33 protein-coding genes are annotated in these 26,737 nt (G+C 49.9%); 2 read left to right on the top strand and 31 right to left on the bottom strand.

Annotated elements, in window-relative coordinates:
- Positions 1–60 precede the first annotated feature (60 nt).
- Entirely contained in the window at positions 61–534 is a 474-nt protein-coding gene (gene trmL / locus NFU03_RS11975) for a tRNA (uridine(34)/cytosine(34)/5-carboxymethylaminomethyluridine(34)-2'-O)-methyltransferase TrmL (protein WP_251638972.1), read from the bottom strand.
- The gene (queG, locus tag NFU03_RS11970) at positions 534–1,688 is read right to left on the bottom strand and encodes a tRNA epoxyqueuosine(34) reductase QueG (protein ID WP_251638970.1); all 1,155 of its coding nucleotides are present in this window, start codon (positions 1,686–1,688) and stop codon (positions 534–536) included. The genes trmL and queG overlap by 1 nt, the downstream gene beginning before the upstream one ends.
- Before the next feature lie 55 nt (positions 1,689–1,743).
- Here queG and NFU03_RS11965 point away from each other — a divergent pair, with 55 nt between their 5' ends.
- Entirely contained in the window at positions 1,744–2,463 is a 720-nt protein-coding gene (locus tag NFU03_RS11965; protein ID WP_251638968.1) for a B3/B4 domain-containing protein, read from the top strand.
- A 233-nt stretch (positions 2,464–2,696) separates the two neighbouring features.
- On the opposite strand, the gene NFU03_RS11960 is transcribed toward NFU03_RS11965, so the two are convergent.
- Positions 2,697–3,548 carry a helix-turn-helix domain-containing protein gene (locus tag NFU03_RS11960; protein ID WP_251639213.1) on the bottom strand — a complete coding sequence of 284 codons (852 nt, stop codon included), beginning with the start codon at positions 3,546–3,548 and terminating at the stop codon, positions 2,697–2,699.
- Positions 3,549–3,720: 172 nt separating this feature from the next.
- Between NFU03_RS11960 and NFU03_RS11955 the strand changes: the two genes are divergently transcribed.
- Positions 3,721–3,930 carry a helix-turn-helix domain-containing protein gene (locus tag NFU03_RS11955; RefSeq protein WP_251638966.1) on the top strand — a complete coding sequence of 70 codons (210 nt, stop codon included), beginning with the start codon at positions 3,721–3,723 and terminating at the stop codon, positions 3,928–3,930.
- 149 nt (positions 3,931–4,079) lie between these two features.
- Here the strand turns inward: NFU03_RS11955 and NFU03_RS11950 are convergent, their stop codons facing one another.
- The 28 genes from NFU03_RS11950 to NFU03_RS11815 all read right to left on the bottom strand — a co-directional run bounded on the left by NFU03_RS11950 (position 4,080) and on the right by NFU03_RS11815 (position 26,725).
- The gene (locus NFU03_RS11950) at positions 4,080–4,880 is read right to left on the bottom strand and encodes an N-acetylmuramoyl-L-alanine amidase family protein (RefSeq protein ID WP_251638964.1); all 801 of its coding nucleotides are present in this window, start codon (positions 4,878–4,880) and stop codon (positions 4,080–4,082) included.
- 2 nt (positions 4,881–4,882) lie between these two features.
- Positions 4,883–5,149, bottom strand: a complete 267-nt coding sequence (locus NFU03_RS11945) for a holin (RefSeq protein ID WP_251638962.1) — start codon at positions 5,147–5,149, stop codon at positions 4,883–4,885.
- Positions 5,146–5,682, bottom strand: a complete 537-nt coding sequence (locus NFU03_RS11940; RefSeq protein WP_251638960.1) for a phage holin family protein — start codon at positions 5,680–5,682, stop codon at positions 5,146–5,148. Before NFU03_RS11940 ends, NFU03_RS11945 begins: the two co-directional genes overlap by 4 nt.
- Positions 5,683–5,813: 131 nt before the next feature.
- Positions 5,814–6,284 carry a Panacea domain-containing protein gene (locus tag NFU03_RS11935; RefSeq protein WP_251638958.1) on the bottom strand — a complete coding sequence of 157 codons (471 nt, stop codon included), beginning with the start codon at positions 6,282–6,284 and terminating at the stop codon, positions 5,814–5,816.
- Positions 6,285–7,082: a hypothetical protein gene (locus NFU03_RS11930; RefSeq protein ID WP_251638957.1), complete on the bottom strand. Its 798-nt coding sequence runs from the start codon at positions 7,080–7,082 to the stop codon at positions 6,285–6,287. It lies immediately after the preceding gene.
- A 77-nt stretch (positions 7,083–7,159) separates the two neighbouring features.
- Positions 7,160–8,320 carry a siphovirus ReqiPepy6 Gp37-like family protein gene (locus NFU03_RS11925; RefSeq protein WP_251638955.1) on the bottom strand — a complete coding sequence of 387 codons (1,161 nt, stop codon included), beginning with the start codon at positions 8,318–8,320 and terminating at the stop codon, positions 7,160–7,162.
- 44 nt (positions 8,321–8,364) lie between these two features.
- A complete protein-coding gene (locus NFU03_RS11920) occupies positions 8,365–8,502 on the bottom strand; it encodes an XkdX family protein (RefSeq protein ID WP_251638951.1) in 138 nt (45 codons plus the stop codon).
- Complete coding sequence (locus NFU03_RS11915; protein WP_251638949.1) at positions 8,492–8,695, bottom strand: hypothetical protein; 204 nt, start codon at positions 8,693–8,695, stop codon at positions 8,492–8,494. The genes NFU03_RS11920 and NFU03_RS11915 overlap by 11 nt, the downstream gene beginning before the upstream one ends.
- On the bottom strand, positions 8,695–10,992 hold the full coding sequence (locus NFU03_RS11910) for a hypothetical protein (RefSeq protein WP_251638947.1): 2,298 nt from the start codon (positions 10,990–10,992) through the stop codon (positions 8,695–8,697). Before NFU03_RS11910 ends, NFU03_RS11915 begins: the two co-directional genes overlap by 1 nt.
- 11 nt (positions 10,993–11,003) lie before the next feature.
- A complete protein-coding gene (locus NFU03_RS11905; protein WP_251638945.1) occupies positions 11,004–11,873 on the bottom strand; it encodes a phage tail family protein in 870 nt (289 codons plus the stop codon).
- A gap of 13 nt (positions 11,874–11,886) precedes the next feature.
- Positions 11,887–16,305, bottom strand: a complete 4,419-nt coding sequence (locus NFU03_RS11900; RefSeq protein ID WP_251638944.1) for a phage tail tape measure protein — start codon at positions 16,303–16,305, stop codon at positions 11,887–11,889.
- Positions 16,306–16,532: 227 nt separating this feature from the next.
- Complete coding sequence (locus tag NFU03_RS11895) at positions 16,533–16,880, bottom strand: hypothetical protein (RefSeq protein WP_251638942.1); 348 nt, start codon at positions 16,878–16,880, stop codon at positions 16,533–16,535.
- An 18-nt stretch (positions 16,881–16,898) separates the two neighbouring features.
- Positions 16,899–17,474: a major tail protein gene (locus NFU03_RS11890; protein WP_251638940.1), complete on the bottom strand. Its 576-nt coding sequence runs from the start codon at positions 17,472–17,474 to the stop codon at positions 16,899–16,901.
- 1 nt (position 17,475) lies between these two features.
- Positions 17,476–17,790, bottom strand: a complete 315-nt coding sequence (locus NFU03_RS11885; protein ID WP_251638938.1) for a hypothetical protein — start codon at positions 17,788–17,790, stop codon at positions 17,476–17,478.
- Positions 17,787–18,149, bottom strand: coding sequence for an HK97 gp10 family phage protein (locus tag NFU03_RS11880; RefSeq protein WP_251638936.1), 363 nt, complete (start codon positions 18,147–18,149; stop codon positions 17,787–17,789). The genes NFU03_RS11885 and NFU03_RS11880 overlap by 4 nt, the downstream gene beginning before the upstream one ends.
- Entirely contained in the window at positions 18,136–18,444 is a 309-nt protein-coding gene (locus tag NFU03_RS11875) for a phage head closure protein (RefSeq protein WP_251638934.1), read from the bottom strand. The genes NFU03_RS11880 and NFU03_RS11875 overlap by 14 nt, the downstream gene beginning before the upstream one ends.
- The gene (locus NFU03_RS11870) at positions 18,431–18,763 is read right to left on the bottom strand and encodes a hypothetical protein (protein WP_251638932.1); all 333 of its coding nucleotides are present in this window, start codon (positions 18,761–18,763) and stop codon (positions 18,431–18,433) included. The genes NFU03_RS11875 and NFU03_RS11870 overlap by 14 nt, the downstream gene beginning before the upstream one ends.
- A complete protein-coding gene (locus NFU03_RS11865) occupies positions 18,741–18,986 on the bottom strand; it encodes a hypothetical protein (RefSeq protein ID WP_251638930.1) in 246 nt (81 codons plus the stop codon). The genes NFU03_RS11870 and NFU03_RS11865 overlap by 23 nt, the downstream gene beginning before the upstream one ends.
- A 19-nt stretch (positions 18,987–19,005) precedes the next feature.
- Entirely contained in the window at positions 19,006–20,319 is a 1,314-nt protein-coding gene (locus NFU03_RS11860) for a phage major capsid protein (RefSeq protein WP_251638927.1), read from the bottom strand.
- Positions 20,309–20,890, bottom strand: a complete 582-nt coding sequence (locus NFU03_RS11855; RefSeq protein ID WP_251638925.1) for an HK97 family phage prohead protease — start codon at positions 20,888–20,890, stop codon at positions 20,309–20,311. Before NFU03_RS11855 ends, NFU03_RS11860 begins: the two co-directional genes overlap by 11 nt.
- Positions 20,883–22,088 (bottom strand): phage portal protein, encoded by a 1,206-nt coding sequence (locus NFU03_RS11850; protein ID WP_251638923.1) that lies wholly within the window; start codon positions 22,086–22,088, stop codon positions 20,883–20,885. Before NFU03_RS11850 ends, NFU03_RS11855 begins: the two co-directional genes overlap by 8 nt.
- Before the next feature lie 13 nt (positions 22,089–22,101).
- Positions 22,102–23,853, bottom strand: coding sequence for a terminase large subunit (locus NFU03_RS11845; RefSeq protein ID WP_251638922.1), 1,752 nt, complete (start codon positions 23,851–23,853; stop codon positions 22,102–22,104).
- Positions 23,850–24,239, bottom strand: a complete 390-nt coding sequence (locus NFU03_RS11840) for a P27 family phage terminase small subunit (RefSeq protein WP_251638920.1) — start codon at positions 24,237–24,239, stop codon at positions 23,850–23,852. The genes NFU03_RS11845 and NFU03_RS11840 overlap by 4 nt, the downstream gene beginning before the upstream one ends.
- 58 nt (positions 24,240–24,297) lie before the next feature.
- Positions 24,298–24,618, bottom strand: a complete 321-nt coding sequence (locus NFU03_RS11835; protein ID WP_251638918.1) for an HNH endonuclease — start codon at positions 24,616–24,618, stop codon at positions 24,298–24,300.
- Positions 24,619–24,992: 374 nt separating this feature from the next.
- Positions 24,993–25,520 (bottom strand): hypothetical protein, encoded by a 528-nt coding sequence (locus NFU03_RS11830; RefSeq protein ID WP_251638916.1) that lies wholly within the window; start codon positions 25,518–25,520, stop codon positions 24,993–24,995.
- A gap of 53 nt (positions 25,521–25,573) precedes the next feature.
- On the bottom strand, positions 25,574–25,864 hold the full coding sequence (locus NFU03_RS11825) for a hypothetical protein (protein ID WP_251638914.1): 291 nt from the start codon (positions 25,862–25,864) through the stop codon (positions 25,574–25,576).
- Positions 25,865–26,079: 215 nt separating this feature from the next.
- Positions 26,080–26,475 (bottom strand): hypothetical protein, encoded by a 396-nt coding sequence (locus NFU03_RS11820; RefSeq protein ID WP_251638912.1) that lies wholly within the window; start codon positions 26,473–26,475, stop codon positions 26,080–26,082.
- 49 nt (positions 26,476–26,524) lie between these two features.
- Positions 26,525–26,725, bottom strand: a complete 201-nt coding sequence (locus tag NFU03_RS11815; protein WP_251638910.1) for a hypothetical protein — start codon at positions 26,723–26,725, stop codon at positions 26,525–26,527.
- Positions 26,726–26,737 lie beyond the last annotated feature (12 nt).

Below are 26,737 nucleotides of genomic sequence, written 5' to 3'. Positions count from 1 at the left end.
GCCGGGCAAAGTGAAAAAATAATACTAAAAAAAGATGCAGCCCGCGGGCTGCATCTTTTTTTAGTGTAACGCCGGAAATCCCTGCTGGCGGAGTGCCTCGTAAACGAGGATCGCCGCCGTATTGGAGAGGTTCAGCGACCGGATATGGTCGTTCATCGGGATGCGCAGACACGTATCCGGATGGGCTGCCGTCACGTCGTCCGGCAGTCCGGTCGTCTCTTTCCCGAACACGAAAAAGATGTCTTTCGCGCTGTCCGCAAAATCGAAGTCGGAGTACGTCTGCTTGCCGAATTTCGTGATGAAATAAAATTCAGCATCCTCATACTTCCCGAACATCGCATCGATGGAGGCGTGGTATGTAATGTCGACATGCTCCCAGTAATCCAGGCCGGCCCTCTTCAGCATCTTATCGTCTGTCGAGAACCCGAGTGGCTCGATCAGATGGAGTTTCGTTCCGGTTCCCGCACATGTACGGGCAATATTGCCGGTGTTCGCAGGTATGAGCGGTTCAAATAATGCAACGTGTATCGTCATTAGTCCACTTCCTTTTCAGTAGTTCCATCCAGTTTCCCGGACGCCTTCACAATTTCCGCCTTAACTTCCGTATCAGTTTCCGCTGCAAGCGCCTGTCTGAGCGCCTCGCGCCCTGCAACTGTGCCAATCTCACCAAGCGCCCAGGCAGCCGTCCCGCGGATCATCGGGCGCGGATCTGAATTCAGCAATTCAGCAAGTTCCGGAACTGCTTCGGTTTCTTTGAAATGCGCCAGTGCCAGGATCGCATTGCGCTGGATCGGATTCTTCCCTCGCCAGGAACCGGACATATGCCCGAATGTTTCCTTGAACTGCCGGTTCGACAATTTCAAAAGCGGCTGGAGGAGCGGTTTCACGAGTTCCGGTTCAGGCGTGAAGGCAGGCTGTTCCAGGTTGTACTTACGTTTGTTCTTCGGACAGACGGTCTGGCATGTATCACAGCCGTAGACCCGGTTGCCGATCTCTTTCCGGAACTCATCCGGCATGGGCTGCTTCGACTGCGTTAGGAATGCGATACAGCGCTGGGCGTTCAGCTGGCCGCCCTGGATCAGCGCGCCTGTCGGGCAGGCGTCGAGACAGAGCGTACAATCGCCGCATTGATCTTCCATCGGTACGTCAGGTGCGAACGGCACGTTGGTGATCATCTCACCCAGGTAGACATACGAACCGAATTCCGGTGTGATGATTGAACAATTCTTTGCCGACCAGCCGATTCCGGCACGTTCTGCGACAGCCCGGTCCGCCAATTCACCGGTATCCACCATCGATCGCATCTTCGCATCAGGAACACGTTCCAACAGGAAGGTTTCAAGCAGTGCCAGCTTTTCCCGTAAGACAGTATGGTAGTCAGTTCCCCAAGAAGCCCGGCAGAACATACCGCGCCGTTCCCCCCTCTTCCCTTTCGGTGCATCCTGCATTTTGGAAGGATAGGCGATGGCAATCGAAATGATGCTCTCTGCCCGGTCCAGCAGCAGCGCCGGAGTCGTCCGCTTGTCGAGGTCCGGCTCCTCGAATCCCGACTGATAGCGCAGTTCCTGCTGCCGCTTCAGACGGTTTTTCAATTCGAGGAAAGGGGCGGCCGTCGTAAACCCGATTTTATCGATGCCGATGTCAGATGCATATGCGACTACGTCACGCTGCAGTTGAGCGATATTCACCAGTTGCCGCCTCCCTTATGATAAGCTTGAGAAAAAATAGGAACAAGGTGATTCCATGAAAATCGAACTGACCGCGCCCATCATTGACGCGATTCCCGACTTTAAATTAGGTATCATCCATTATAACAAAACAACCGTATCGGAATCTCCCCAGATGCTGAAAGGCCGTCTCCAGCTCTTCCAGGAGCAGCTCTTCTTCGAACTGGAGGAACGGCAGCTGACGGACATCCAGGGCATACAGGAATGGCGGGCCATCTGGAAAGCCTTCGGTGCCGATCCAGGTCGTTATCGCTCCTCTGTCGAATCCCTGTATCGTCGGATCCGAAAACAGGAGTACTTGGAAAGTCACTCAAGCGCCATTGACCTGAACACGCTATTCAGCCTGCAATACGGCATTCCGACCGGCATGTATGACGCCAGCAAACTCGTCGGGGATGTCCAGGTGACCATCAGCCGGCCTGAGGAAGGATACGATGGACTGAACGGCCGCTATAACTCACTGAACGGACTGCTCATCCTGAAAGACCAGTACAGCCCGTTCGGCAGTCCGTATGTCGACTCGGTACGGAGCGCAATTACAGAGGAGACGAAAGAGATCCTGCACGTCCTCTACCTGCGCCCTTCCCTGCCGGTTGACGAGGCGAAGCGTCTGACGGAAGCATGCGGCAGCATGTTCACCAGTATAAACGGAGGGGACGCTGCCGCGTATGTTCTGGAAGCGGCAGACCCTTCTATCCAACTGCCGGTGTCATCAAGCCAGCAGCTGACCGACTGACTGACGCCCCATCTGTTCTGACGAGCAGATGGGTTTTTGAAGATCGGCGGACGAAACAAAAAAAGAACAACCGAAGTTGTCCTTTCGTAGATACCCGAGGCCGGTTTCGATTATACCTTGTTCAGCCTTGTCATATCAAGGGTTTGGAATCCCCTTGTGTAAAATTTGTGTAAAGACTTACCCTGTGTATGAAGAGAGCCTTGCGCTCTCTTTTTTGTTTTCTTCTATTTAGCTTACCCGCGATCCTCCAGCCAGTTATAAAACGGTGCCGGTTTTACAGCTCGCGGCTTGTCTACTACGCTGACGTACCTGCCGGATACCAAACTGCCTGCGCGCTCTTCCGCTTTGCTGAACGCTCCTGAGAAGACTGCACGTAACGTGCTGGTCACCGTAAGCACGCCGTCATGAATATCACGCACGATATTCAGCATGACATTTTTAGCGCGTACAAAATCTCTGGTGTCATTCAGGCGAGACGCCAATACTACATTATGCAATTGGTCCTTCAGCTCATCGCACATCGGCAAACTGTGGAGGAAGTCGAACAACATAACTTGCAACTCATTCATGAATTCCTTTTTCTTTTCAGCCTTTAAAACCAATTCTTCCCCGGCGCTTATAATATTACTTGCTTGTTTAGAACTTAAGTGATTAAAAGAACTAAATGATTGGTTTTCGGATTGTGGAGGATGGGCCGCGTCGTTGCTGGCTTCATCCTCTGTTACCCGTTGAGACACTTCCGTTGGGACATTACAATCGAAAGGTAGAATCTTGTAAATGCTTGCCCCCTTGATGCCGTTCAACTTTGTTCCAGGGACCTTCTCGATGATACCCAGCTCGGCCAGCCGCTTAATGGATCGGTAGACTGTCTTGGTGCTGATCTCCAATGTTTCGGCAATAGTAGCTGCCTTCAGGTGGCTTGCACCTGGATACATGAGCGAACGGGAAGCGATTGTGAAAACAACGGCGCGCTCTGAATCTGTTAGGTCATAGTAATGTGCGGAAATATGGTCCTCCACACTCTTGTCCATCTCTGCTACGCTTTCAAACGTCTTGTATGCTGCCAAGTATTCAAACGCCATCATTTTCACCTCGCTTACACTTTTCAGTGAAATATTTTCACCCGTTAACAACAATATACATTGAATAAGTGATATTGTAAACAATAAATTCACTTTATAGTGTAATTGTTGTTTGTTTTAGTGAAAGCAAGGTGTATAATAGTGATAATATAACATATAAGGTGGTGTTGAACGTATGGGAATGGCGAAGAAGATAAAGTTGTTAATGGTTGAACGTGAAGTAACTGCTTCAAAACTTGCTGAGATGATTGGAACTTCACAATCCAATCTCTCGAACAAATTGAAACGCGACAATTTCAGTGAAAATGAACTTAAGGATATCGCTGAATCGCTTGGAGCCAAATACGAAGCGCACTTTGTATTAGAGGATGGACGCAAATTTTAATCATCAAAAAACGACCGCTCAATTAGGAGAAGTCGCCTTTCGGTTTATTTCCTTCTGTTTTGGTTAATCATGATCCTATACAATAGATGACTGTTTATTGCGCAACAAAAAAAGCCCTCCCGTCCGCAATGGATAGGAGGGCTTTTCCGTTATTCAGGTTTGCCGACGATATGGCCGCGATCTAGCGCGACATAGATGGCACCAATGGCATCCGAGACGGTCATCTCACCTGCCAGCAGCTTCTCCCTCCACACAGGATCCAGCGGCTGATCAGCTTTGTTTTCCAGCCGGCGCAAGACAGTAGCAGTCGAATTGACCATGGCAGAAGCTGACGGCTTGTACAGTTCCTCTGCAGCCGATGTCTGCGGTGCTGCAGGAGCAGGCTTGGCCGGTATCGGCTTTGTGGCTGCAGGCTTAACAGATCCGCCGGCATAAGCCGTGATACCCTCTGCCGTCCACTGTGCCAGCTGCTCGACTTTATTGATGAGGATGTCCTCGTCCGATGAATTTGAAATGAACGCATACTCAATCAGGACGGCCGGCATTCGTGTCTCCCGGAGGACAGCGTAGTTGGCACGCTTCTGGCCGCGGTCCTTGATGCTGATATGGGCAGCGATCGCCTTGTGGATGGCAGCTTGGAAACCGGACGTCTTAGATTGGACAGGGCCGCTGTGGATGAACGTCTCGAAGCCCGACGCCGCAGCTGTAGCCGAGTTGTTGTGCAGGCTGACAAAGTAGTCGGCGCCCCAGCTGTTCGCCATGCTGGCGCGGGTAGACAGCGGAATGAAGACGTCTGTCGATCGCGACATCTTGACGATATGGCCAGCAGCTTCGAGCAGTGTTTTCAGACGCAGGCCGACTTTCAGTACGTTGTCTTTCTCCTTCGATTTCTTGCCGATCGCTCCCGGGTCGTGTGCGCCGTGTCCTGGATCAATGAAAATTTTAGCCATGATTATTTATCCCCTTTCGTAGTACCTTCAGTTGGTGTGCCAAGTTCGAAGAGTCCCGTTGCTGCCAGGCCGGCCAATCCGCCGGACCATAGCCGGAGGACGATATCCAAGTCCGTAAACGGCGATGCTGCGAATCCAATGAAAAGACCTACCGCAAAAGCGATCGCAGGGATCACCTTCTTCGGCAGGTCGAGTGTGCGTTTGAAAAGCTCCGTGACGGCCAGGATGATGGGCGCCAGGATGGTGGCAAAAATCAATACATCTGTCATTCCTCTTTCTCCTCCTCTTTCTGATTCAATTTGTTGAGCAGCGCTTCGTTCTCCTTCAGCAACTCTTTCTTGTCGATTCGGTCCAGCATGGGATGACGAATCAGCCGCTGCTCTTTGCCGGACGGATCCCGGTGCATCTTTTCGAGCGCATTAAAAAGGACCGCCGGAATCGGCAGCCCAAACTGTGCGCAATTTTCAAGTATGCTGATACCTTCATTCACGATGAAGAAAGACGTGACGCCGAGCAGCACCAATCCGTGCGAATCCTGGCCGACCGACATCACCATGAATTCAATGGCCGCGGCCATGCCAATCATTACAAAGACGCCCAGCTTCTTCACGACACCGGCGAAACCGATCGTGCTGTCCCACGACTTAGTGATATAGGACCGCAAAAGACCGGTAATGACGTCCAACAGCATGAAGAAAAACAGAACGACGACCGCCTCGTTGATGACGTTCAGCATGTACATGGCAAAACTGGCGACTAATGCGCCGATACTTTTAAAGCCGGTCACCTGCAAACGCGTCACCTTCCTCAACTCCCTTCATTGTTGCCACTCCCCTTTTGTCTGTATTAAAAAAGAGCACGCGCAAGTGCCCTCAGATGGTCTTGAATGAAATAGTATTTTTGTTTTTCATGTTTTACTTGTAACAGTGAATATTAATGTTCAAGTTTACTAGCTATCCTTTCTAAATCTAAATAGTTATATCTCTTGTAATTTTTAATTGGCTCCGTGTTATAAACATAGTCAATAAACTCTGACCAATTAAACATTTTCGTGTCCTCTATCACCTCGTTAAGTATTTTTACTTCTTTCTCCGAGATACGATTAAGTTTAAGATCGTCTACTGAATTTGTTTTAAGATAAATGGTCTCTTTAGGACTTCCGAAAGCTGTGAGTTCTTTTTTGACTATTAATTCTTTATCTTTCAAAGCTTCCTCATAGACATCAGAAACAAAGGGGCCATAGTGGTCAAAATACCAATTTATCTTAGTTAATTGTTTACCGTACTTCTTGGCAGAATACCAATCTGCCAAATAAACCATTTTAGTTATTCTAGCTTTAGATAACTCAGATTTATAAGGATAATACGATGCAAAATACCTAAGAATATATTTTACTCTTACCACTTACTCCCCCTCCTTTCCTGGTGGTATATTCATGTTTATTACGTCGACTATTAATTTTCCAATTGAACTCTCCATAAGTTTTTTTATCTCGTCTATATTTTTCGGCAGTACGTGTTTCATTGATTCAAAAACTATTACAGCTATTGGTTCATGATTATCATCGAGGTTTATACAATAATAACTCCTGCTTTTCATTGACATACTGCTCAAAGTTTCCTCTTCAATTTTACATTGGGTATTAACTTCTCTAATATAACCCTTTGCTTGTTTCTCTGGATCAGGTAAATTTTCTACAACTATTTCACCCTGTTGCCATGCTAATCCAATGAAACCTTCTGTATAATCATATCGGTCTCTCCCTAATTTTTTGAACTCTAGATTTTTAGAATACCTGCCCACGGGCACAAAATATGCACTTTCGTATCTATAGACAGTTATCCTTTCACCATAACCAAAACCTAAGTAGTTAAATATTGACTTAATCACTCGTTCGGGAGTACTCTCCAAAAAAGAGCGCAAACCAGCTATTTCATTTTCATAATCACTTATTATTTTTTCTTTCTTTGAATAATTTTCAGGGATTTTCAAAGAAAATATTACTGTAATTCCCATTGCTATGATAAATATAGAGACAGAAACCCAAGATTTTTTGATAACACTTGGTAAGTTAGGGAAAATAACAAGTATTATTGGGATTATAACAATTATAACTTGACTCCAATAATATTTGAGATTCTTAACTTCCGATAAAAATCTTAAAGTACTCCCTATCCTCTTGAGCATTCCACTTTTTTTCAAAGTAAGTACCTCCCGCATACTCTCTAATTCGCTATATTACGGGAAATACCTTCATAAATCTACCATTAATTCAAAATCTACCTCACAATCTCATTCCTCACCCCAGCCAACTCCTGCTTAATCTTCGAGACGAGCGTCGGCCGGCTATTGTCGAACATCAGCTCAATCCCCGTCTTGCCCGGCTCATAGATTTCCTTGATCTCCGTGATGCGCGCATCCATCGTGACGCCCCATTCTTTGTTTTGCAACGTGACCAGGTCGCCCAGGTCGTAGTCCTTACCGTACACCAGACGGGAGACCGGCAGCGCCTGGCCTTCCAGGAAGATTTCCTGCTGATGCTCGGCCAGTTTCTGCACCCCCCGGTTTTCGAGATCCCGAATAATGTCGGCTACGGGACGCGGAACCGGTGTCTCGTCTTCTGTCTCCTCGGCAACGTCCCGGGCATCCACAAACAGCACTCGGCGGTCTAATCCGGTCGCGGTCAGGTCGCCTACTGTGACGATCCGGCGATCGACGCCCTCACCCTGGCCGGCCACGACAGCGACGTTTTTGAAGTCGAGATCGGATTCCATATAAGAAAGGCTCTGAAGCGTGCCAAATTCCGTGCTGAAGATGGCAGGAGGATTGACGGACTGGCCGGCAGTCAGATCCCTCCCCAGCAGCACGTCAAAGCGGAAAGCCTGCGCGTCGTAGTCAATGCCGATATTCCAACCAAGGCCGGACAGTTGTCCGATGGCTGCCATCTCCTCGGCCAGATCTCTGTAACGGGATTGCCAGTCTACTACTTCCCCGCGTTGCTGGCTGACGCCGGCAATGACCGGCAGGGAATCTGATGGGTCAGCTGTGTGGATAGCCTGTGTGTCAGCGTAATGGTACATGACGGACTCGGCATCCGCCTTGATGCTGTCATGCGACTTACCTGCAGGCGGGATGGTGAGCCGATCGCTAAACCAAGACTTCAGCGCCGGCGCACGGATGATCCAGTTTTCCGTGGCCTTGCCGTTTTCGTCGAGTTCGATTTCCTTATGCCGAATCTGGAAGGCTTTGTTCAGATGGGCCTGTGGGAAGATGATATGACCGCGCTGCAGCTTGTCGGCTCCTTTCAGATACCGGTTTATTCGGAGTTCGATTGAACCGATACCGGTCCAGGATCGGACCAGCTGCAGGGAGCCGTATTGCGTGATTTCGTCCAGCAGTTGGAAGTCGTCTGTCATGATGCGGAGTGGCATGTTCGCCATTGGATCACCTCATTTCTGGCATAAAAAATACACCTCAATGGGTGTCAGACTGCCGCGTAATCTTGGCCGGTAATGGTCTTGAATTCCTGTTCGGTAATCTTCCGGCAGCGTACGCCCTCCGCTACCATGTCCAGCGTCCACAAGTCTGCATCATAAAACCGTTTGATTCGTTCATACCACATCTTCCATTCCACCTTTCATAAGTTCGAACCAGATTGCTGCTGTTTCTTCATCCATCTTGCTTTCCAATGACATGGTCTGGAACCAGAGATCCGCGTTTTCTGCTTCGAGAGCTTCCGCTTTCTTGGCTGGATCCTTCTCTCCATTCACAAATTCAACTTGAGAATTATTGATGTCTATATACTGCACGGGCATCACTCGACACCTCCTAATATTTTTGTAACCTCTGCATCCGTATCAACAGACGGCCGGGTCATCGTCAGCATGAGTTCTGGGTGCTTTGTCATAACGTCGTGACCAACGAGCTGGCTTTCACCCGGAACAGACGTGACGTCCATCGGATACGGTCCGAACTTACCCGCAGTCACAGACACAGAATTGGAATGCTCGATCCACGCGACTGCTTCATTCGTTTCTTTGAACCGGAAACGGATATCGTTCTCGGTCAACGGTTTGCCTTTCCCGTAAATCCAACTGCCTTTGAGGGTGGTGAGTTCTATGCGGACTGGCGTTTTCATTTCCATCCGGTCGCTTGAATGGTAATAAAGACGGGAGTCAAGCGGATTGAGCAAACTTTCTGAGATGGTATCCGTAGCCGGGTTCACTATTATATAGCGCTGGAACACAGAGTTGTTCCCGCGAGAGTAGTAAAATCTGCAATTCCCTAGCAAATCCACTGTGCTTTGGACTTGCTCGATGGCAAACCCTTTTTCAGTTTCCGCGACTAGTTTCGGAATGGATTTGAAGCCGTTTGGTTGGATGTAGCAGGAGTACAAATCGAACGGACTTGTGTCCTTTTCCAATAGCACATACACTTTATCTCCGAAAATGCCTGTCCCTACAACACGTTGACGAGCAGCAGCCACGCCAACAATCTCTTCCCATACACCACTGGTTTTTCTAAAGAAGAACCTACCCCCGACCTGAACAAAGATTGTGTCGCCACAGAAACCGGCATTTAATACCTGGGCTAATGTCTGGGACGTCAGGATATTCTCGGGGGTCGCCAGCAATGTGTTTGCCCCATTGGTCTGCTTCATTTCGTCATAGGTGATCTTATACATGAACGTCTGGCGTGCGTCGTAGTTCTGGTTTCCCAAGCATGTAAAAATATAAAACACACCGTCTTTTTCCAACACTTTCAAAGAGAATATAGCATAGGTAGTGCGTAGATTTGCCAGAACGGTAAGGTTTCCATCTACCCCTATTTCATGAACGATGATGTCCGTGATACCAGTTCTCGTAAAGGAGATAACTGATTTCTTATAGGGCAAAAATACGAAACGACAGTTTACGTCGTTGGATGTCGGTCGAGCAAAAACTTCTTTCCAAGGAGCCTCATTATCTTGGTCAATAGACTTGGTGTGTATAGACATGTTCGTTGCATCTCTGCGACCCATGCACATCATCTTTCCGTTCGCAATTTCGAACGGGCGGTCGGTTACATTAGATTTTATGACGTTTCCTAATGTAGAAAATTTCGACTCAAAGCTTGCCGGCTCGTAAACACCCCACACACCGAACTTGAGCGACTTACTGAATTTGTCAACGACCGCCATGCTACGAGCGACGTTGGTTTCCACCTTGTATGAGTGCGTCAACGGCCGGTCAATGATGAGATTTTGATTCCGGATTTCCACGATCGTCCGTCTTTCCAGATGCACATCATCATAGATGGACACCTCTTGACCGACGTCAAACCCTTCTGCGATTTCAACATGCAAATTTGTCTGTCCAGGTTCCAGTACAGTGGTCGTGATGGAACGCGTGAAATCGATGTCCATGCCGAACGACGTATCAAAGTCCGTGCCGAACGTCAAACCACTCTTAATGCGCTGTGCTGCTTCCATTTGCAGATTCAAGTTGGATACTTCCTTCTGTAGCGCCCTCTCCGACTTCTTGAATTCCCCAGTCGTTACGTACGTGCTGTCTTTGATTGCAGAAAACCAATCATTCCATTCCTTGAAAAATATATCCGTGGGGACGCTGACGAGCGAGGACGCCAAGCCACAAACAGATTCATCTAGGCGTTCATCCAGAATGTCCGACTGCTCAATAAACGACTTCCCGGCCACCACGCGGATTTGAGCTAGGGAAATCTCGTAGACATCCCCTTCTCGGGTCAATGCGGGTGGCTCGGGGCTCGGGGAGGCATCCCCTTCTAATACGAATGATTTAATACTTCTAGTTTCCAATGCGTTGTCATAGCGCAGAATCACCCGGTCGATCCGATCAAGTAAAGAATCCGGATCGCTAATGCGCTTATGCAGATCAGCATCATTGATATACAGGTGGCCTTGCATGACAGCGCGGCCGACTGGGATCGTCACATTTCGATTCAGGCCGTTTGCATTAACGGCCAACTGCGGCTGTCCATTTTCATGAACCAGCCCGGAGGATAAAAAGGACTCCCAGTAGTCAGCCATGTCGGACGCCTGGTATCGTCTCCGGTCATTCAGCGTGCTGTTGAAAAATAAATAGCGTTCTGCCACGGTATCGCCTCCTATACTGCGTTGTATCTTTCCTGCCACTCGATCGTAAGCGTGGCGTTTTCCTGCCCGGCATCCGCCGTATATTGCACGTCATTCGAGCCGATCGCTAGCTTCCAGAATGCTGAAGACAGATCGATCCACGGGAAGGCATCCTCTCCATTCAGCTGGACGCTGCTGTCTTCCGTGTCGATGACCAAAACGTCTGAAGCGGTAAGCGTGCGCCGTATCCGGATGAACTCTCCGGTCGTTAGGTTAGTCAGCTTCGGATTGACGGCCGGGCCGCGGATGGTGATCTTGATCGGCATTTCAGCATCCCCGTTATTCATAAAGGTCCGGGTATGTCCCTCGATGCCCATTTCGAAATACAGATCTCCGTCCGCTCCGACTTCCCAATGATCAGACGGAAAATCGAACAGTTCGACGAACGCGGCCATCGGCTCCTCCGTCACGGTTAGACTCCGCCAGTAGGGGTCCGGACAGAGCAAGTCGACCACAGCCACCTGATGCCGTCTCCCTCTGCTGTCGAAGCCTGTGGGGAATGACGGGACATGCTCGGCGACTGCGGCGATTTGCCTGACTTGGTCACCATACTGGTACCGGAAGACGCCGGGTCCTAACTTCGGATTAAATAGAGCCGACAGCTGCGACCTCTTCCGGGAAATGTCCGAGTCGTCCGTGCCGTCTATCCATACTCGGAAGCTGATCGCTCGCGGGGACAGTAGACTGTCGATGTAGCTGCCGCCGTCCTGGTAGGGCGCCTGCTGCAGCTGGACTGTCGCGTCTACGTCGCCTAGGCCCTGTACGTCGGACAACGTAAAAGGCGACCCCGGACGGAATGTCAGGGAGTCGCCTCGTGCATTTGTATAGGTTGCTATTCTCACGTTTTCACCTCACTCACCATTGGGCAGCCAGGTCTCGCATGGTCTGCGTCTGCTTGCGGGCCAACTCGGACGGTCGGTCGACTGGCTGGTAGTAGTTGTTGACGACAGTCGGGCTGTTATTCGTCGTGTTGTTCGTGACGCCATTCGAGCTCAAGCTCCGGGCTTGCGGAACAGTCGGGATGCTGATGTTCGCAGATCCGCCAAGGGTACTCTGCAGGGCTGCGTTGACGGCTGCAGCGATCGACTGGGCTTTCGCGACAAGACTGGACTCCATACTCGCCAGACCGTCCAGGAGGTTCTGCCCCGCCTGCTTACCGATGCCGGTGAGCGTTTTAAACTCATCATCTGTCTTCTTCGTGATGGCCTTCACACGGGCTGCCCAGTCCGCCTGCAGCGCGCCGAGTTTCTCATTGGCCGCTTTCCGCATCTCGGCAATCTGGTTCTCGGTATCGGCTTTCATACCGATCAACTCACCTTGCGCCTGCTGACGAGCGAGTGCCATCTTTTCTCGATACAAATCCGAGTAGGCTGTCAGCTGCTCATCCGTGAGGGCGTTCAGCGCCAGCAACTGCGGCAAGGCTTTCGGCCCCATCTCACGCAGTTCGGCAATCAGACCATCATCCACAGCCTTCGATGCTAGCTTTTCAATTTCCACCTGCCACGTCTTGAAGCCTTCAACCTGCGACTGCAGATTCTGCGTCAGCTCTTCACCGGACTTTTCGACTTCCCAGGAGAATGAATCGAATATACCCGCGAACGACTGAAGGGACTGCGTGCGCTTGTCCTCCGCGTCCTGGTACGCCTTGCTGACGTCATCGATGCCTTTGATAAGGTTCTCATTGATCTTCTGCATCTCGTCTTCGTACTCTTTATTGATGGACGTGATTTCCTTATTGACCGCCTCAATCGCATTCTTGTAGTTTTTCTGGGCTTCGATTTTCTCCTTAGTGCCGTCAGCAAAGAAGGAGATGGACCGACGCCAAATGTTGACTTCATCGATCAGGGATAGCTGCTCAACGGATTTCTTCTCCTCGACGAAACTCTTCACGGTTTCAAGACGAGACTTGGCCAACTCCGCCTCCTTTTTCTGCATGTCAGACGACGCCTTGTTATTGATGGACGACAGTTTCTTATGCTCATCTTCCTGCAGCTTAATCAACTTGGCAGATGCGTCGGAACGGATCTTCTGCGCCTTCTGCGTACCGGTGACGATGATCTGGCCTTTCTTATTCTTCGTCTTCTTGATAGCCGCGATGGCCGACTCGTCTGTCTTCTTCGCCAGCTCGGCGCGCTTCTGGGCATATTCCTTCTGGACGGCCGTACGCTGTTTCTCGGCGTCCGTGGCAATCTTGGTGACTTCCTTGGCGTTATCCTTTGCAGTCTTATTCAACGCCTGCAGCACGCCGTTGATGGCATCATTTGCTTTGCTCTGCGTGCTGGCAATACCGACGGCCAATCCCTCGACGGTAAACTCACCGATCGCCTTGAACACACGGGACGGCGACTTGATGCCGAGCAAGGACTTGGCCTTGTTGACCACACTGTCCACTACGCCGGTAATCGCCGCAACGGCCTGTGCGCCCATCTGTTTGATACCATTGATCAACCCACGAATCAGATCCTTACCGGCACTCAGGAACTTGCCAGCTGCACCGGTTACTTTGCCAAGCATTTCAGTCATCTTTGTGGCGACCGTCCGGACCGCTTCGGCCATCTTGGTACGGATCGCACTGGCGACACCGGAAAAGCCGGAACTGACGGCCGACTTGATACTATTGACCACGCCGCTGATTGTAGAAAGGATGCCATTCCAGATGGAGGAAATGACAGACCGAATACCGTTCATCACGGAAGAAATAGTGCTTCGAATCAAGTTGAATCCGGAAACCACTGTATTCTTCACTGCGTTGATGGTGCTGACGAAAACCGATTTGATAGCATTCCAAACGGTCGAAATGACGTTCTTTAGCCCATTCATGATGGACTGGCCAGCCGATTTGATGGCGTTGAATCCATTGGTGAAGAGGGATTTGACCGCATTGACCGTCACGGAGAACACCGTCTTAATGGCTGCCCACACTGTCGAAATGACTGTCTTGATCGCATTCATGATCGTCGTTCCGCTTGCCTTCATGGCATCAAAGCCGGCAGTGAAGAACGTTTTGATCGCATTAATGGACGACGTGAACGCTCCCTTGATGGCCGTCCACATACCGGTGACCGCTGTCCGGAATGTCCCCGCAAAGACGGCGACACCTTTCAACAGCTTGCCCCAGAGCATAAGCTGGACGAGGTTCCACAAGAATTCAACTGCCCCGCTGAAGAGCAGCTTGACTCCGTCCCAGACACCAGACCAGTTACCGGTGAACAATGCCCCAAACGTCTGGACCAGTCCAAGAATGATATCCAGCGCCCCGCTGATGACACCTTTGATGTTCTCCCAGATGGACATGACGACTATCTGGATGGCCATCCACACAAGGGAGATGACCTGCTCAATGGCCGGCATGACATACTGTATGAACGCCAAGATGCCATTCCATACATTCATGGCTGCTTCTTTGATTTGCGCCCCGTTCTCTGTCCAGAATTGCTGGATATACGCCAGTTTCTCCTGGATAAAGGCGACTACCGCATCGAGCGCCGTCATGATTGCCGACTTCACGGCAGAGAAGACATTTTGCACGACTTCCCGGAAGCCTTCGAATTTTGCATAGGCTGCGACCATGGCGATACCAATTCCGACAATGGCCGCAATAGCCAATCCGATCGGTCCTGTAATAAATGCAAAGATGGATGCAAGAGCGCCGACTGCCGGAGTAGCCGCGGCCACGCCGGTCGTGACGACACCGATCGCACTGCTAATGGTGCCGAAGGCTATGAGAAGGGATCCGGCAGCACCGATCAACGTACCGACTACGACAAGGATCGGTCCGATAGCTGCCGCGATACCGGCTAAAATAACAATTGTATTTTGTACTTTCGGAGATAGATTATTGAACATGTCGGTGAGGTTCTGCAGGAAACCGAGCAAACTTTCAAGTGCCGGCTGCAGATTTTTGAAGATAGAAATCCCCGCCTCTTCCATCGCAGACGTGAATTCATCCCACCGGCCTTTCAGATTATCGGTCATGACTTCATACATTTCTTGCAAAGCACCGGAGGCGTTCGAGACTTCACCTTTTAGATCACCATATTCATCGCCAAGACCAGCGAGGATGGCGTTAAACGACTTCAAGTGCTCTTTACCGGCAATCATGGAAATGTACTGTGCTTTTTGCTTATCAGTCATGTCCTCAGTCTTATTTTTGACTTCCATCAGGACGGCTTCAAGTCCTTTGAACTTACCATTCGAATCAAAGGCAGAGATACCGAGTTCCTTCATTGCCTTTCCGGAATTCCCTAGACCGCTTGTGAGGTTGGTAAAGATGGCGTTCATCGCCGTTCCTGCTTCAGCACCTTTGAACCCTCGGTTTGCTAGTATGCCAAGCACCGCGGTAGATTCTTCAAGAGGCACATTGAACGACGCCATGGTACCGCCCGCAACCAGGAAGGCTTCCATCAGCTTGTCGATGTCGGTGTTGGACTTCTGCGATGCACGGGCCACCATATCCAGGAACCCCGGTAGATCGCTTACTTGGAGCTGCATGGCTGCCATGGAGTCCGTGACCAGATCGGAAGTACGAGCAAGGTCGATATTACCGGCAGCGGATAATTTCAGAATCGGTTCGATTCCGCCGATGATCTGCTGCGTGTCCCAGCCGGCAAGTGCCATGTAGGACATCGCGTCTGCGGCTTCTGTGGCGCTTTTGTTGGTCGTCGCGCCCATTTCCCTTGCCTTGCTTTCAAGCAGCTGAAAATCCTTGCCAGTGGCCCCTGAAATGGCTGCCACATTGGACATACTTTGTTCAAAAGAGGTACCGACTTTTACAGCCGCCGCCGCAAGACCAACGAGTGGAAGAGTGACCTTTGTCGTCAGTTCCTTGCCTGCTGATGTCATGTGGCCGCCGACTTTTTTCATCTTTTCGCCAGCTGCTGTTGCCTTTTCTCCAAACTCGGTAAACTTGGATTGCGTCTGAGCAAGCTGTCCTTCAAGGTGTTTCAGCTTGGATTCCGTCTCCGTCAATTCACGCTGGAACGCCCGGTACTGTTCTTCATTGATTTTGCCTTCTGCAAATTGCCGGTCCACGTCCGCCTGGGCCGCCTGGAGCCGCTTCAATTTTTCACGCGTATTCTCAACTTGTTCAGCCAGCAACTTTTGTTTTTGAGCAATCAGCTCGGCATTCCCCGGATTGAATTTCAGAAGCCGGTTGACGTCCCGCAATTCTTTCTGCAGCTGACTTGACCGACTGTTGACGTCGGATAAGGCCTTGTCTAGTCCCTTCGTGTCGCCATCCAGTTCAATTGTAATTCCCTTGATACGACTAGCCATTCATCCTCACCCTTTCCGTCAAAACTCGTCAAAGTCTTTCTGCGTCGCTTTTTTCGCCCGTTTCGGCTTATCCGGATCGTGCTGCTCGTAATACTCATCTGCGTAGTCCAGGCACATGCCGATCGTCATGATCTCCATGTCCTCCAAAGCGAGACCGGTTTTTTTGCAAATAAAAAGGAAAGAATCCGTGGTGAGCTCGTCACCAGAATCCTCTCCTGTGTCTTCACTTATTTTTTTTTACTTTGCAGGTTCTTTTCAATGAGTTCCTGAATGTCCTGCACTATCTCGAAAACAGGAAATTCCTCGAAACCATCCAGCCAGGTCATCGGATCCGGCAGGTCCTTGTCGGCCGTCTTCGCAAATACCCACAACAAGTTATAGAAGACGTCGAAATCGAGGTTCTTCAGTGTCGCCATATCGAGTTCACCATTTTTCTTTTGCAATCGGGATAGCGCGCTCATCGCCATTAAGTCCACGAAGAAATCTGACTGAAACTGTGCTTTGTACCGGAGTGGTGTTGCGGCCGTCGACTTGAATCGTACGTCGCGGCCGTCAATTGTGATTACTTTTTCCATGTGTGAATTCCTCCTCTATTAAGGTCCAGGGATGACAGCTTTTTCGTAGACTTTCGAGTACCAAGCATCGTAGACGCCGGCTTTTGTTTCAGCAGTAGTTTTCGTCTTGACTGCGTAGTCGGTAGACCGCGGCGACGCGATGAAGGACAGTTCGTTCGGCTTCGGTTCCTTCGAGTTGGTCGTCGTCTCACCGCTGACAGTCGGACGGCTGGCCGAGCAGCTATATAGAACGTGCCGCGTCGCCTTCTGATCACCGTCAAACTCGAAGAGCAAAGCGAACGGCTTTTGCTTGGCGTCCGATTTCTCAGTCAGGACAGCGTCATCTGTATCCTTTTCCTCCCCGAGCGCATCGATGGCAAACTGTTCAGGGATGTTGGCGATTTCCAGCGTCCCGTCATATCCATCATTGGACGATGCCGAGTAGTAGAGCATGTTGTCCGCGTAGAATTCCACCATGTCGCCACGCGGCTCCAGGGAGAGCGATACAGCACCCGGGATCCGGACGGGCGTGCCATAAGTGAGCGCTCCGTCCCCTTCCGTGATAGTGGCGAAATGGACGTTTTTCAGTCCGTAGTTTACTTTGTTTCCTGCCATGTCAAATCAACCTCACTTCATATATTTTTTGGAACAGCTTTTCAGATTCGATGAACGTTTCATCAGAATCATAGGGAATTTCATTGGCATCCAGAACAGCTTCCAGCGCGGCCTCTGCAACCAGATCTTTCTTATCCGTGTACAGTTCAATGTCGACGGAATCGATCTTGTGATATGTCCTGTTGTCCGCTTGGAAGTTCGGCGAATAGGCAACGCGGTAGCAGATGAACGGAACGGGTTTTGGTTCCATGAAATGCGAATAAGCCACCGGATAGCCGGTAGCATCAAGTAACTTTTTCAATTCGGCGAGCGTCATCCGCGAATCACCTTCTTCACTTCATCTTCGAATTGCTTGATGGCCTGTTCTTCCACAGGGGCGATATGGACCCGGGCAGGCACTCGACCGCCGCCGCGCTTGGCATGCCCTTTTTCGAGCAGATGCGTAATCTGACCACGTTTTGCATTGTGGATGACCCACGCCTTGCCTTCCAGCTTGGCCGTCCAGCCTTTCGCATAGTTGCCGTATCGCTTCGGACTGGACGCACGCAATGTCTTGGCACCGTCCTTGGCCGCCTTTTCCTTCGCTTTCTCAAGACCATCCTCGACCTCGGTCGTGAACTCCTGCAGCGCCTGCGTGATGGCATCTGACAGACCGTCAATATCAACTCTTGACATCGGCGCCCACCCTCTCGCAAGTCAGCTCGATTTCTTCGATACCGGTCTTATACGTACGGATCACAGAATACTGCTGGCCTTCGAATTCCACCTTGCTCTCGTCCTCATACTCGTATTGATGGATGATGAGCGTGAGTTCCGGCCGCAGATCAGCTGCAGCGGCAGAATAGAATTCGTTTCGGCCGACAGATTCCTTTTTGCAAAGGACTGTCCGCCGGATCACTGAAGGGACCTGGTTGCCCAGGTCATCCTCCGTGTAGCCGCCGGACAGCAGGACAAGCTCATGGTCGTACATGCTGACCACCTGCCTGACTGATGATGAGATTATGCAGACGGAACTGCAGGTGGCGTGGCATGGCAAGCGGAACACGGGCAGCGGACAGCTGCGAATCTCCGACCGACTGATAACGCCAGACTGCATAGTCTTTCACAAAATCCAGCTGCAGGGCGCTGGAAAAGTCGAGGGTCAGTCCCTTCTCGCTTTCCAACTCCTCCACAACCGACTCCACGGCATTTTTCAAAAGCGCATCCCGAACAGAAGACGTGATGCCGAGACGCGCTTTTGCCAGAGTCAATGCAGCGGTGAGGAATTCATCCTCTGTCATCTTTTTCATCTACTTTGCCGTCGCCCTCTTCCCCTTCAGGTTTCTGGGCGTTCTTTTTGTCAGCTTTCAACGCTTTGATGAAGGGTCGGCCGTAGTCGTTCTTTTTGGTCGATAGCTCTTTGATGCGCTCTTCTGTAGGCTCGAATCCACCAACAGGATATTCCCCGTCTTTTTCATAAATTCGATTGTGATCGAACCGCTCTTTGAAGTCTTCCAATACAACAAATTTCATTTCAATCATCCTCTCATTTTTAAGGTACAGGAACGACAGCTTCCTCGATGGAGATCACAACAAATGCGTCTGTGTAAATCGGCTTGCCATCATAACGGGCAGTTCCTTTGAAGACGGTCTGATCTTGAATGAAACGGACGTCAGTAGAAACAGCCAGCTTCACGCCTGCGCGCTCACCGAGGAGATACTTCTTGAAGTCTCCCATGACAATTTTGTCCTCCGGAGCGTACTGGGAGAAGACGATTCGCGTGCCATCCGGCAGCCGCGGTGCTTGTGCCGTCTGAACAACCAGACGGCCGTCAGCAGTCGGCAGGAACGTCTGAGGAGCCAGTTTTGCATAGTAGGTGCTGCGCTTCATGACTGCGATGACTTCACCAATTGCGGCCCCGTCATTCCCAGTGTCAAGCAACGCCATATTGCCGACAATATCACCTAGTTGGCCGTCTGACTTCGTATTTCGAGCTTCCTGGCCTACTGCAGCCAGAGCAGTGACAATTCCAGTAGGTTGTTTCTGTGTTGCACCTTCGCCAATGAGGATGGCTTTATCGAGGGACTTTGCAATTGCCATAGCCAGCCGTTCCTCGATGAAGTTCGCCAGGTTGATCATGCTGTCTTCGAGAACCGCGTTACAGACCGGAATAAAGCCGCCGACTTTGAAACCGTCCAATTCCGTCTGGCTGAACGAAGTCGCGAGTTCTTCTACCGGATCACACATTTCCGTCCAGATGGCTTCCGGAATAGCGCCGTCCATGATGATCCGTGCCGTACCGTTCAGCGTCTGAACCGTGACCTCTTTGTAGAGCGTGGAGTAGTCGCCCAGGCGAGTCTGGATCATGTTGATGACCTGCTCAGGGATGAGCAGATTTGTTTCTGTCAGAGCTCGCTTGTTTTTCGCAGCCTCCGACACTTTTGAGTAGAAGTCACGAACTTCCTGGATGTTCAGGCGATCCAGCATTTCGGAACGCGTCTCGTATTTGTTCACTTTCATTCTTGTCTCTCCTTCCGCCTTGCGGGTGTGGTGGGTAGGTGCCTGGCCGCGCTGATCGTCCGTATTGGTCGGCGCATTCGCATTCATATCAGAAAGCTCATTTTCCAGCTCAGTGATCTCGCTTTCCAGAGTCGTCTTTTCTTCATCGTGGGCAGCCTTTTCGGTGTCCAGTTTGTCCGCCTCTTCTTCCACAGCTGCCAGGTCCTCGTCCGTGTCCGCTTCATTGATCGCCGCTTCCAAATCAGCGGAGCGCTTTTTAAAATCGGCGTCACGCTCGGCCAGCGAGGTGAGGAGTGCTTTCCGCTGTTCAATCTTGCGGGCGAGTAAAATTTGTTTAAGAGCCATGCTTCAATCTCTCCTTCAGTTTGTTTTTTCGTTGCTCGAACATGCGCTTATCGTGCTGCTCGACTTCCTGCTTCCGCGCCTGTACGCCGGTGTCGGAGTACGCAGGGAATGTGACGACGGAAACTTCATGCAGATCAACTTCTTCAATGATCCATTTGACAGTGCCGTCTTCTCGCCAGTCCGTTGTCTCAGAAACGATATTGAAACCGAATGAACACTGGTCCACGTCGCCGCGCTTTACACGCTGGTACAGGTTGACAGCATCCGAGTCATCCGGATTGATGCGGATGGATCCCCATAGGCCACGGCTGTCGACTTTCAGCGTCAATGTGTTCGACTTGGTCCGGCCGAGGACGGCACGGGTCTCATGATCGATCAGGGCGCGCACGTCATTACTCAGTGTCTTGTCAAACGCGCCTGGCGCGATTTCTTCGAAGGCGCCCGGCCACAGAGTTGTCTCGCTGCCAAACACAGCAAAATACCCCTCGATGACCATCTCGTCCTCTTCTGCACGTGTCTGCAGATCGGTAGAAAGGCTGCGAGTTTGCCTTTGCATTTCACGGTCAATCATTTTTCTCACCGCCTTTCAGCTTTCCTTGATCTCCGATTTTGTCCACCGGTATAAAGTTCTCCAAAATCACAAGCTCGTCCAACCCTTCTTTAGGAGGAAGGCCAATCAAATCTCTTGCTTCATTTCCTGGTGCTAAACCGTTTCGGTACAGTACAACACCTACGTCTGTTAGCTCTTTCAAATCGTAGGCATACAGGGAGCGTGGGTTGAACTTAAAATACAAGTCCGGGCTATATAACAACTTCCGGGTCAACTCCTGCTCAATACTTTTGGCGAGCGGGAGAATTTTGGAATTGATCCAGCTGTTATATTCTTTCGCGTCAAACTTACCCACACCGAGGAAGAAGGCGGGGACGCCGATAATTCCGGCGACAGTCTTCTTGTCCAATTCGACAGCGTCGTTGATGGCCAAGTCTTCGAGTGTAAGCGGTTTGACTTGCTCGATGTCCAGCAGCTCGGCCGGAATGATCCACGGTGCGCCCGCTTCATGGGCTGCCATGTATTTTTCATAGACTGCCTTTTTCCCCTCAGGTGTGGACAGCTCCTCACTCATCGCATCAACTTTTACCACTAGGGTCGGCATGTATTTCCCAGCCATGAATGAGTTTTTCGTAGCTGTCGCCTGCTTCAGGTTTTTCGTGATTTCTTTCAGCGGAATCCGATAGCCGGTTCCCATCCACGGTTTATCCGGATCCGGATTGACGACAAAATGGAGGACCTCGTCATAGCTGTACAGACGATTGTTGTACCGGACGTTATATGCCGTCTCTGTCGTGTGAAATGTCACTTTCGACGGTGCCAGCGGAATCAGTTCATCCAACAAACCGGCCTCCATTTTCGGATAGACGATAGAATTGCCGTCCCCTTCGAGGAGGAGCGTCCGGACAATGTTGTACATCCAGGCTTTGCGGGTCATCAGGCTATAAGGATTGATGTCCACTTTACGGGCCAGCTCATTTCTCACCCGGATATCACCGTCATCAGTATTCTGCATCAGATGGATCGTCATGGAGGAAACCAGATCAGCAATCTTGTCGACAGCGATTCGCACTTCCGGATTGTCCGAAAGACGGGTATAGCCCGGTACGCATAATGTGTCATAGGCATCCTGCGAGAGGAACCAGCTCCTGGCCGCATCCTCTGCCGGCGCTGCCCGTGTCTCTTTTCTGCGAAATCCTAAACGCTCTGTCCATTTCATACATTCACCCCCTTCAGCTGTTCAGCCATTTGCTGGCCGTGCCGGCGCGCTCCAGATTTTTCAGCATCTGCATGCACGAAAAAACGGCTGCATCGAACACGTCGATGCGCTGCGTGTCTAGCACCTTTTCATACTTGATTGCGTCATCCGTCTGTTCGATGCCCCGGACGTTCTGCAGGCAATATAAAAAGGCTTCGGAACCGAGATAATAAAAATTCCCGTCCTTCGCCTTGGTTTCAATTCGCCGGAAGCCTTCTGATTTCAGATAGAACAGTTGCGGCGTGTCTTCGATCCGGAAGCCCTCTTTTTTCATCGTGAGGAAAAATTCCCGACCGAACTTCCGATCAAATCCAACTTGCTTGATTTTGAAGCCGAGCTTCTTCATTTGCATGAACCACTTCACGACTTCCTGGTAATCCACAATCGGATTGTTCGACATCGTCAGCCAGCCGTCATCCCGCCAGCCGAACAGAGGAATATTGTCTACGTCCGCTTTTTCTGTTGCTGCGACAACCGGGAAGAAGGCGTGTGGAATGACGATATCGATGCCTTTGTAGTGGCCGTAGATGGCCGTCGCTGTCAGGTCATGACGCTTGGACAAGTCGGCCCCGCCGTACCACTCGATAGGCAACTTGGTCAGAGCTTTCAGTCTCTGATCAGTGGTCATGTCAGTCAATTTCAACTGCTCTTCAATTTTCTTGTTTGACGCGATGAATTCATCAGGATTGAAATATGCTTTCATGGCAGAAGTGTAGATATTCAACGACTTTGCCAAAAATGATTTCCGCTGCTGCGGGTCATTCTGCGCTTCAATCGCATCGTTCATCAATTCGGCAGCGGAGACGGATACGTTATAATTCGGATTGGCTTTTTCGTGTTCGATTGCATTCGTATAATCAACATCACCGTTTTCATCCTCATCTGCTTTCGTGATGAAGACAAAAAGCTGCTCGTCTTTCGACGTGCCATCCAAAACCTTCTGGCAGTATTTCATCCGATTGAAGCAAAAACTGTTCGGATTGTCGCCGGCCGTCGTGATGCCGATGCAAAGACTATTCCGGTAAGCCTTACCGGATTCCCGGATGGTATTGTACTGGCTGGCATTCTTATAGAGATGCAGCTCGTCCAAAATTTGAATGAGAGTGTTCAAACTGTCCATTCGATCGCTGTTTCCGGCGATCGTCTCAATCCTCATGTAGCCATCCCCGAGGTTGCCGCTGATGCTGTGCTCCTGGTTGTTGTCGAGGATTCGGAAATTTTCCGCCTCTCCCATTTCCTTCAGATTGTAGAGGAGGAAGTTGAAACTCTGCATGGCCTGTTTCAGCTGCGCTCCGACAACAATGATTTCAGCGCCGGACTTTCTTTCCAGAAGACCGAGGCCCCAGGCAAGCGCAGACATGAAAGGCGTCTTCCCCTGCTTCCGAGTGAGCATGATGAAGGCTTCTTTGTACTTCCGGAGAATCGTGCCTTTGTGAAAAAAACTAAGCAGGCTGTAGACCGTAAACTTTTGCCATGGCTGCAGTAAAAACGGCTTCCCTCGGAGAGGATAGCCGTCCATGTCCTCGCCTTTTTGATGAACGAATGTTTTTTCGATGATCCTGATTACAAATTCAGCGTTTTTCGGATTGAAATCGTACAGAGGATTCTCGAGATCACGGAAGAACCGTTCGCACATCTGCTTGGTCTCACGGCACGCGACCTTTTTGCCCTCCACAATTGAGGAGGCGTAGTCAAAGACGATATCTTGATTTAGAAATTTGCTCACGGATCCTCACCTAATGCCTGAACTAACTTGGATTGAGGTTTTTCCGTTTCCTTTTTCCGGACTGGAACCTCACGTTTTTTGATGCTTTCAAATGCTTTTGGATTGATACAGAGCAAATTCGAGTAGGTCGCCAGGTCTTTTCTGAGCGATTCCATCGCCGAATAGGTCGGCGTCTTCCGGTCGTTCGTGGCGCCGGCTTTGTTCGTATATTCGACGGTAATCTGATAACCAGATTCCTCGAATTGTTTCTCAAAAGCCTGGTACTGTGCCAGCATCCCGACATAGACATCAATCGTGTGATCGAAATTTTCCCGGTAAACACCCAAGTGTTTCATGTTATCAATCACGCTTTTTTTCAACTGTTTTCTTGAAGGTAGCTTTGCCAAGATGCTGGCACACCCCCTTTTGAAATAAAATAAGTCGCTCTATTGGAAAAAGCTCCCCTCACCGGTCCAGAGTTGTGTCTGAATTACACACAATGGGAGGGGGGAGTACTGTTCTTTCCTGCCACCGGATCCCCTTTTCCGTCAAAGCATCAGTCACTCGATCGTGCATCTGGTTGTGACAGGTGCTGCAGAGACTGAGCAGGTTCGCCAGGAGCAGACGATACTGAGGATAGTCTTGCACAGGGAGAATATGATGGACAGTCGTCGCTGGCGTCGCCTTGCCGTAGCGTTTGCATTCCTGGCATTCATAATGATCCCGACGGAGCGCGCGGTCCCGTTTCTTTAGCCAGCGTGATGACTTGTAGAATGGATTAACCAAAGGACTCGCTCTCTTCGTGACCGCATGATCGGCATCTGATTGATCGGGACAGTAACATGTTGTCGGTTACCAGCTCTTCAACTTCAAGGTTGCTGCCTCCACACTCACTGCACTTCCTTGCTTCGATGTCTGCCAGCTCATCGGCCAATGCACCGAAGTGTTTGCTCATTGCACGGAGCTTCTGCTGCAGACGAGAAGTGTCTAGGTCCAATACTAATTTGTTCAGACTCGGCATTGTGCTCATCTCCTTTTCTTAATCATGATTGCCAAGGCGATTAAGGGCAACGTAATGAATAGCGTCATGAATATACCGACTGTGATCATCTATATCTCTCCACACAAAAAGACACCCGATTACTCGGATGCCTTCAGGTTTATTTGGATAGAGCCGGATGCTCCCACCATTCATCAGCGATGACAGGCAGGTTGTCAGCGTCCAGCTTATTCTTATCTTTGTTCATCTTGCCAATAGTTTCAGCACCGAAGTTTGATTTGATAACGAACTCATCGTTGCTGTTACCGTACTGATCCGTCAACGGATACTTAACACTGACACCGACGTTACTGAACTTCAGATCAAGACCCTTCACAGAGTACAGCACTTCGCGAATAGCCAGCTTCATGCTCTTCACCGTCATGTTCGTCGTGAGACTCTCTTGTCCCTGCAACTCTACATGTACGGTGTATGGTTCGGCCTCGAACTGACCATTTACGCTAATGACGTCTGCGTATTTGTTTTCTTTCAACGCCTTATTGGTTTTTTCTTCCGGAGTCTCCTTCGGCTCTTCTATGGCAACCGGCTCTTCCTTTTTCTCAGGTTCATTCACCGGCTTACCATCCTTGTACCGAACACACCCAACAAGTAATAGGATAATAGCTGTCAGTAATAATATACGTTTCAAGTCAATCCCCCCTGCTCCTAATCATAACCAATTGAGCAGGAAAAGAAAATGGATTATTCATGAGAAGAACCTTTACGCATCTTACTGTGGTATTTTTCAAGACCAACGTACTCCATCTTGACTACATGATCCAGATTAATAATGACAGAGTTGATATAGAAATATTTCAATCTCCTCTTTGTAGCCAGCAAGGAATTGGCCCAGAAATTAATCGAGACATTGAATACTTCTTTTTCGCCTGTGACGTAAGTTATCGTCAATTTGATATCGTTTGGCAATTTTCTATAATCTTGACTACCGGCGAACTTTTCAAGTTCCTCAAAATATGAATCATTATCGATCATATTAATCCCCCCGAGAATGTGGTGCTTGCATTATACCACAAAAGAAGAACAAATGTTCCTTAAACAAAAACCACCTACACGATGGACATAACACATTGGTTAGTTATCGCGAAGGTGGCTATTCAGGGGGAATATAAAGAACCTGGCTCAGTTCTTTATGCTCTTACTATATCGCGGATTTACAAGGTATTCTATCGTGTTTGCACAACTTGACATCATGTTAACCTGTATTCATGTGCATATTCCATCATGCGCATCATCTGGGCGTGCTTGTTATAGATGTAGTTGGGACTCCTGTTCAATTCATCAGCGATGGAGACCAGTGTCTTTCCCTCGATGTACTTCTTATAAAGGATTTTGTTCTCCAGTCCTCGAAATGTCCCGATGAGACTGATCAAGCTTTGGAGATCGGCCCTTTTATGCAGCAGCTCTTTCTTAATGCGCTCGATCGATTCCTCTAATTGAGCGCCGTCCGATTCAGCAGTCAATTTCACACCGGATAGATCGCCCGATTCCCACCGTTTCAATTCCCTTTCCGACCGTTCAAGATTGAATTCAATGTAGGCAATCTCGTCTTCTAACTTGCGATAGTCTTTCAACCATTCATACACTGCATGTCCCACCTGCCTTTTCTTTGCTTCGCTGTATCTTCGGAATACGTCATTCGACTTCGCTTTCTTCCACTACTAGCCTGTCAATTTCCGGCTCATCAATTTCTTTTCCTGCGCAGTGATGACAAAGTGAAACGCTAGCATTGTCGTGCTCCCACGCCATTTCTTCCGCTTCCTCTTTGCTATCAGCCTCAAATTCACCGATATATTTTGTTCCTATTACAACGCCGTAGATGCTGTATTTAGGCATTTTCATCTCCCT

It is taken from the genome of Sporosarcina sp. NCCP-2716, from assembly GCF_023707985.1.
GTDB lineage: Bacteria > Bacillota > Bacilli > Bacillales_A > Planococcaceae > Sporosarcina.
This window is presented reverse-complemented; position numbering and strand designations above follow the sequence as displayed.

Coding starts and splice junctions, on each gene's coding strand:
- NFU03_RS11875 (WP_251638934.1), bottom strand. CDS start 18,444: ATGTACGACCATGAGCTTGTCCTGCTGTCCGGCGGCTACACGGAGGAT.
- NFU03_RS11890 (WP_251638940.1), bottom strand. CDS start 17,474: ATGGCAGGAAACAAAGTAAACTACGGACTGAAAAACGTCCATTTCGCC.
- NFU03_RS11960 (WP_251639213.1), bottom strand. CDS start 3,548: ATGATGGCGTTTGAATACTTGGCAGCATACAAGACGTTTGAAAGCGTA.
- NFU03_RS11885 (WP_251638938.1), bottom strand. CDS start 17,790: ATGACGCTCGCCGAATTGAAAAAGTTACTTGATGCTACCGGCTATCCG.
- NFU03_RS11955 (WP_251638966.1), top strand. CDS start 3,721: ATGGGAATGGCGAAGAAGATAAAGTTGTTAATGGTTGAACGTGAAGTA.
- NFU03_RS11865 (WP_251638930.1), bottom strand. CDS start 18,986: ATGAAATTTGTTGTATTGGAAGACTTCAAAGAGCGGTTCGATCACAAT.
- NFU03_RS11925 (WP_251638955.1), bottom strand. CDS start 8,320: ATGGCGAACATGCCACTCCGCATCATGACAGACGACTTCCAACTGCTG.
- trmL (WP_251638972.1), bottom strand. CDS start 534: ATGACGATACACGTTGCATTATTTGAACCGCTCATACCTGCGAACACC.
- NFU03_RS11915 (WP_251638949.1), bottom strand. CDS start 8,695: ATGCCCGTGCAGTATATAGACATCAATAATTCTCAAGTTGAATTTGTG.
- NFU03_RS11950 (WP_251638964.1), bottom strand. CDS start 4,880: ATGGCTAAAATTTTCATTGATCCAGGACACGGCGCACACGACCCGGGA.
- NFU03_RS11880 (WP_251638936.1), bottom strand. CDS start 18,149: ATGTCAAGAGTTGATATTGACGGTCTGTCAGATGCCATCACGCAGGCG.
- NFU03_RS11945 (WP_251638962.1), bottom strand. CDS start 5,149: ATGACAGATGTATTGATTTTTGCCACCATCCTGGCGCCCATCATCCTG.
- NFU03_RS11895 (WP_251638942.1), bottom strand. CDS start 16,880: ATGGAAAAAGTAATCACAATTGACGGCCGCGACGTACGATTCAAGTCG.
- NFU03_RS11965 (WP_251638968.1), top strand. CDS start 1,744: ATGAAAATCGAACTGACCGCGCCCATCATTGACGCGATTCCCGACTTT.
- NFU03_RS11870 (WP_251638932.1), bottom strand. CDS start 18,763: ATGAAAAAGATGACAGAGGATGAATTCCTCACCGCTGCATTGACTCTG.
- NFU03_RS11860 (WP_251638927.1), bottom strand. CDS start 20,319: ATGGCTCTTAAACAAATTTTACTCGCCCGCAAGATTGAACAGCGGAAA.
- NFU03_RS11825 (WP_251638914.1), bottom strand. CDS start 25,864: ATGATCGATAATGATTCATATTTTGAGGAACTTGAAAAGTTCGCCGGT.
- NFU03_RS11920 (WP_251638951.1), bottom strand. CDS start 8,502: ATGTGGTATGAACGAATCAAACGGTTTTATGATGCAGACTTGTGGACG.
- NFU03_RS11850 (WP_251638923.1), bottom strand. CDS start 22,088: ATGAAATGGACAGAGCGTTTAGGATTTCGCAGAAAAGAGACACGGGCA.
- NFU03_RS11900 (WP_251638944.1), bottom strand. CDS start 16,305: ATGGCTAGTCGTATCAAGGGAATTACAATTGAACTGGATGGCGACACG.
- NFU03_RS11815 (WP_251638910.1), bottom strand. CDS start 26,725: ATGCCTAAATACAGCATCTACGGCGTTGTAATAGGAACAAAATATATC.
- NFU03_RS11855 (WP_251638925.1), bottom strand. CDS start 20,890: ATGATTGACCGTGAAATGCAAAGGCAAACTCGCAGCCTTTCTACCGAT.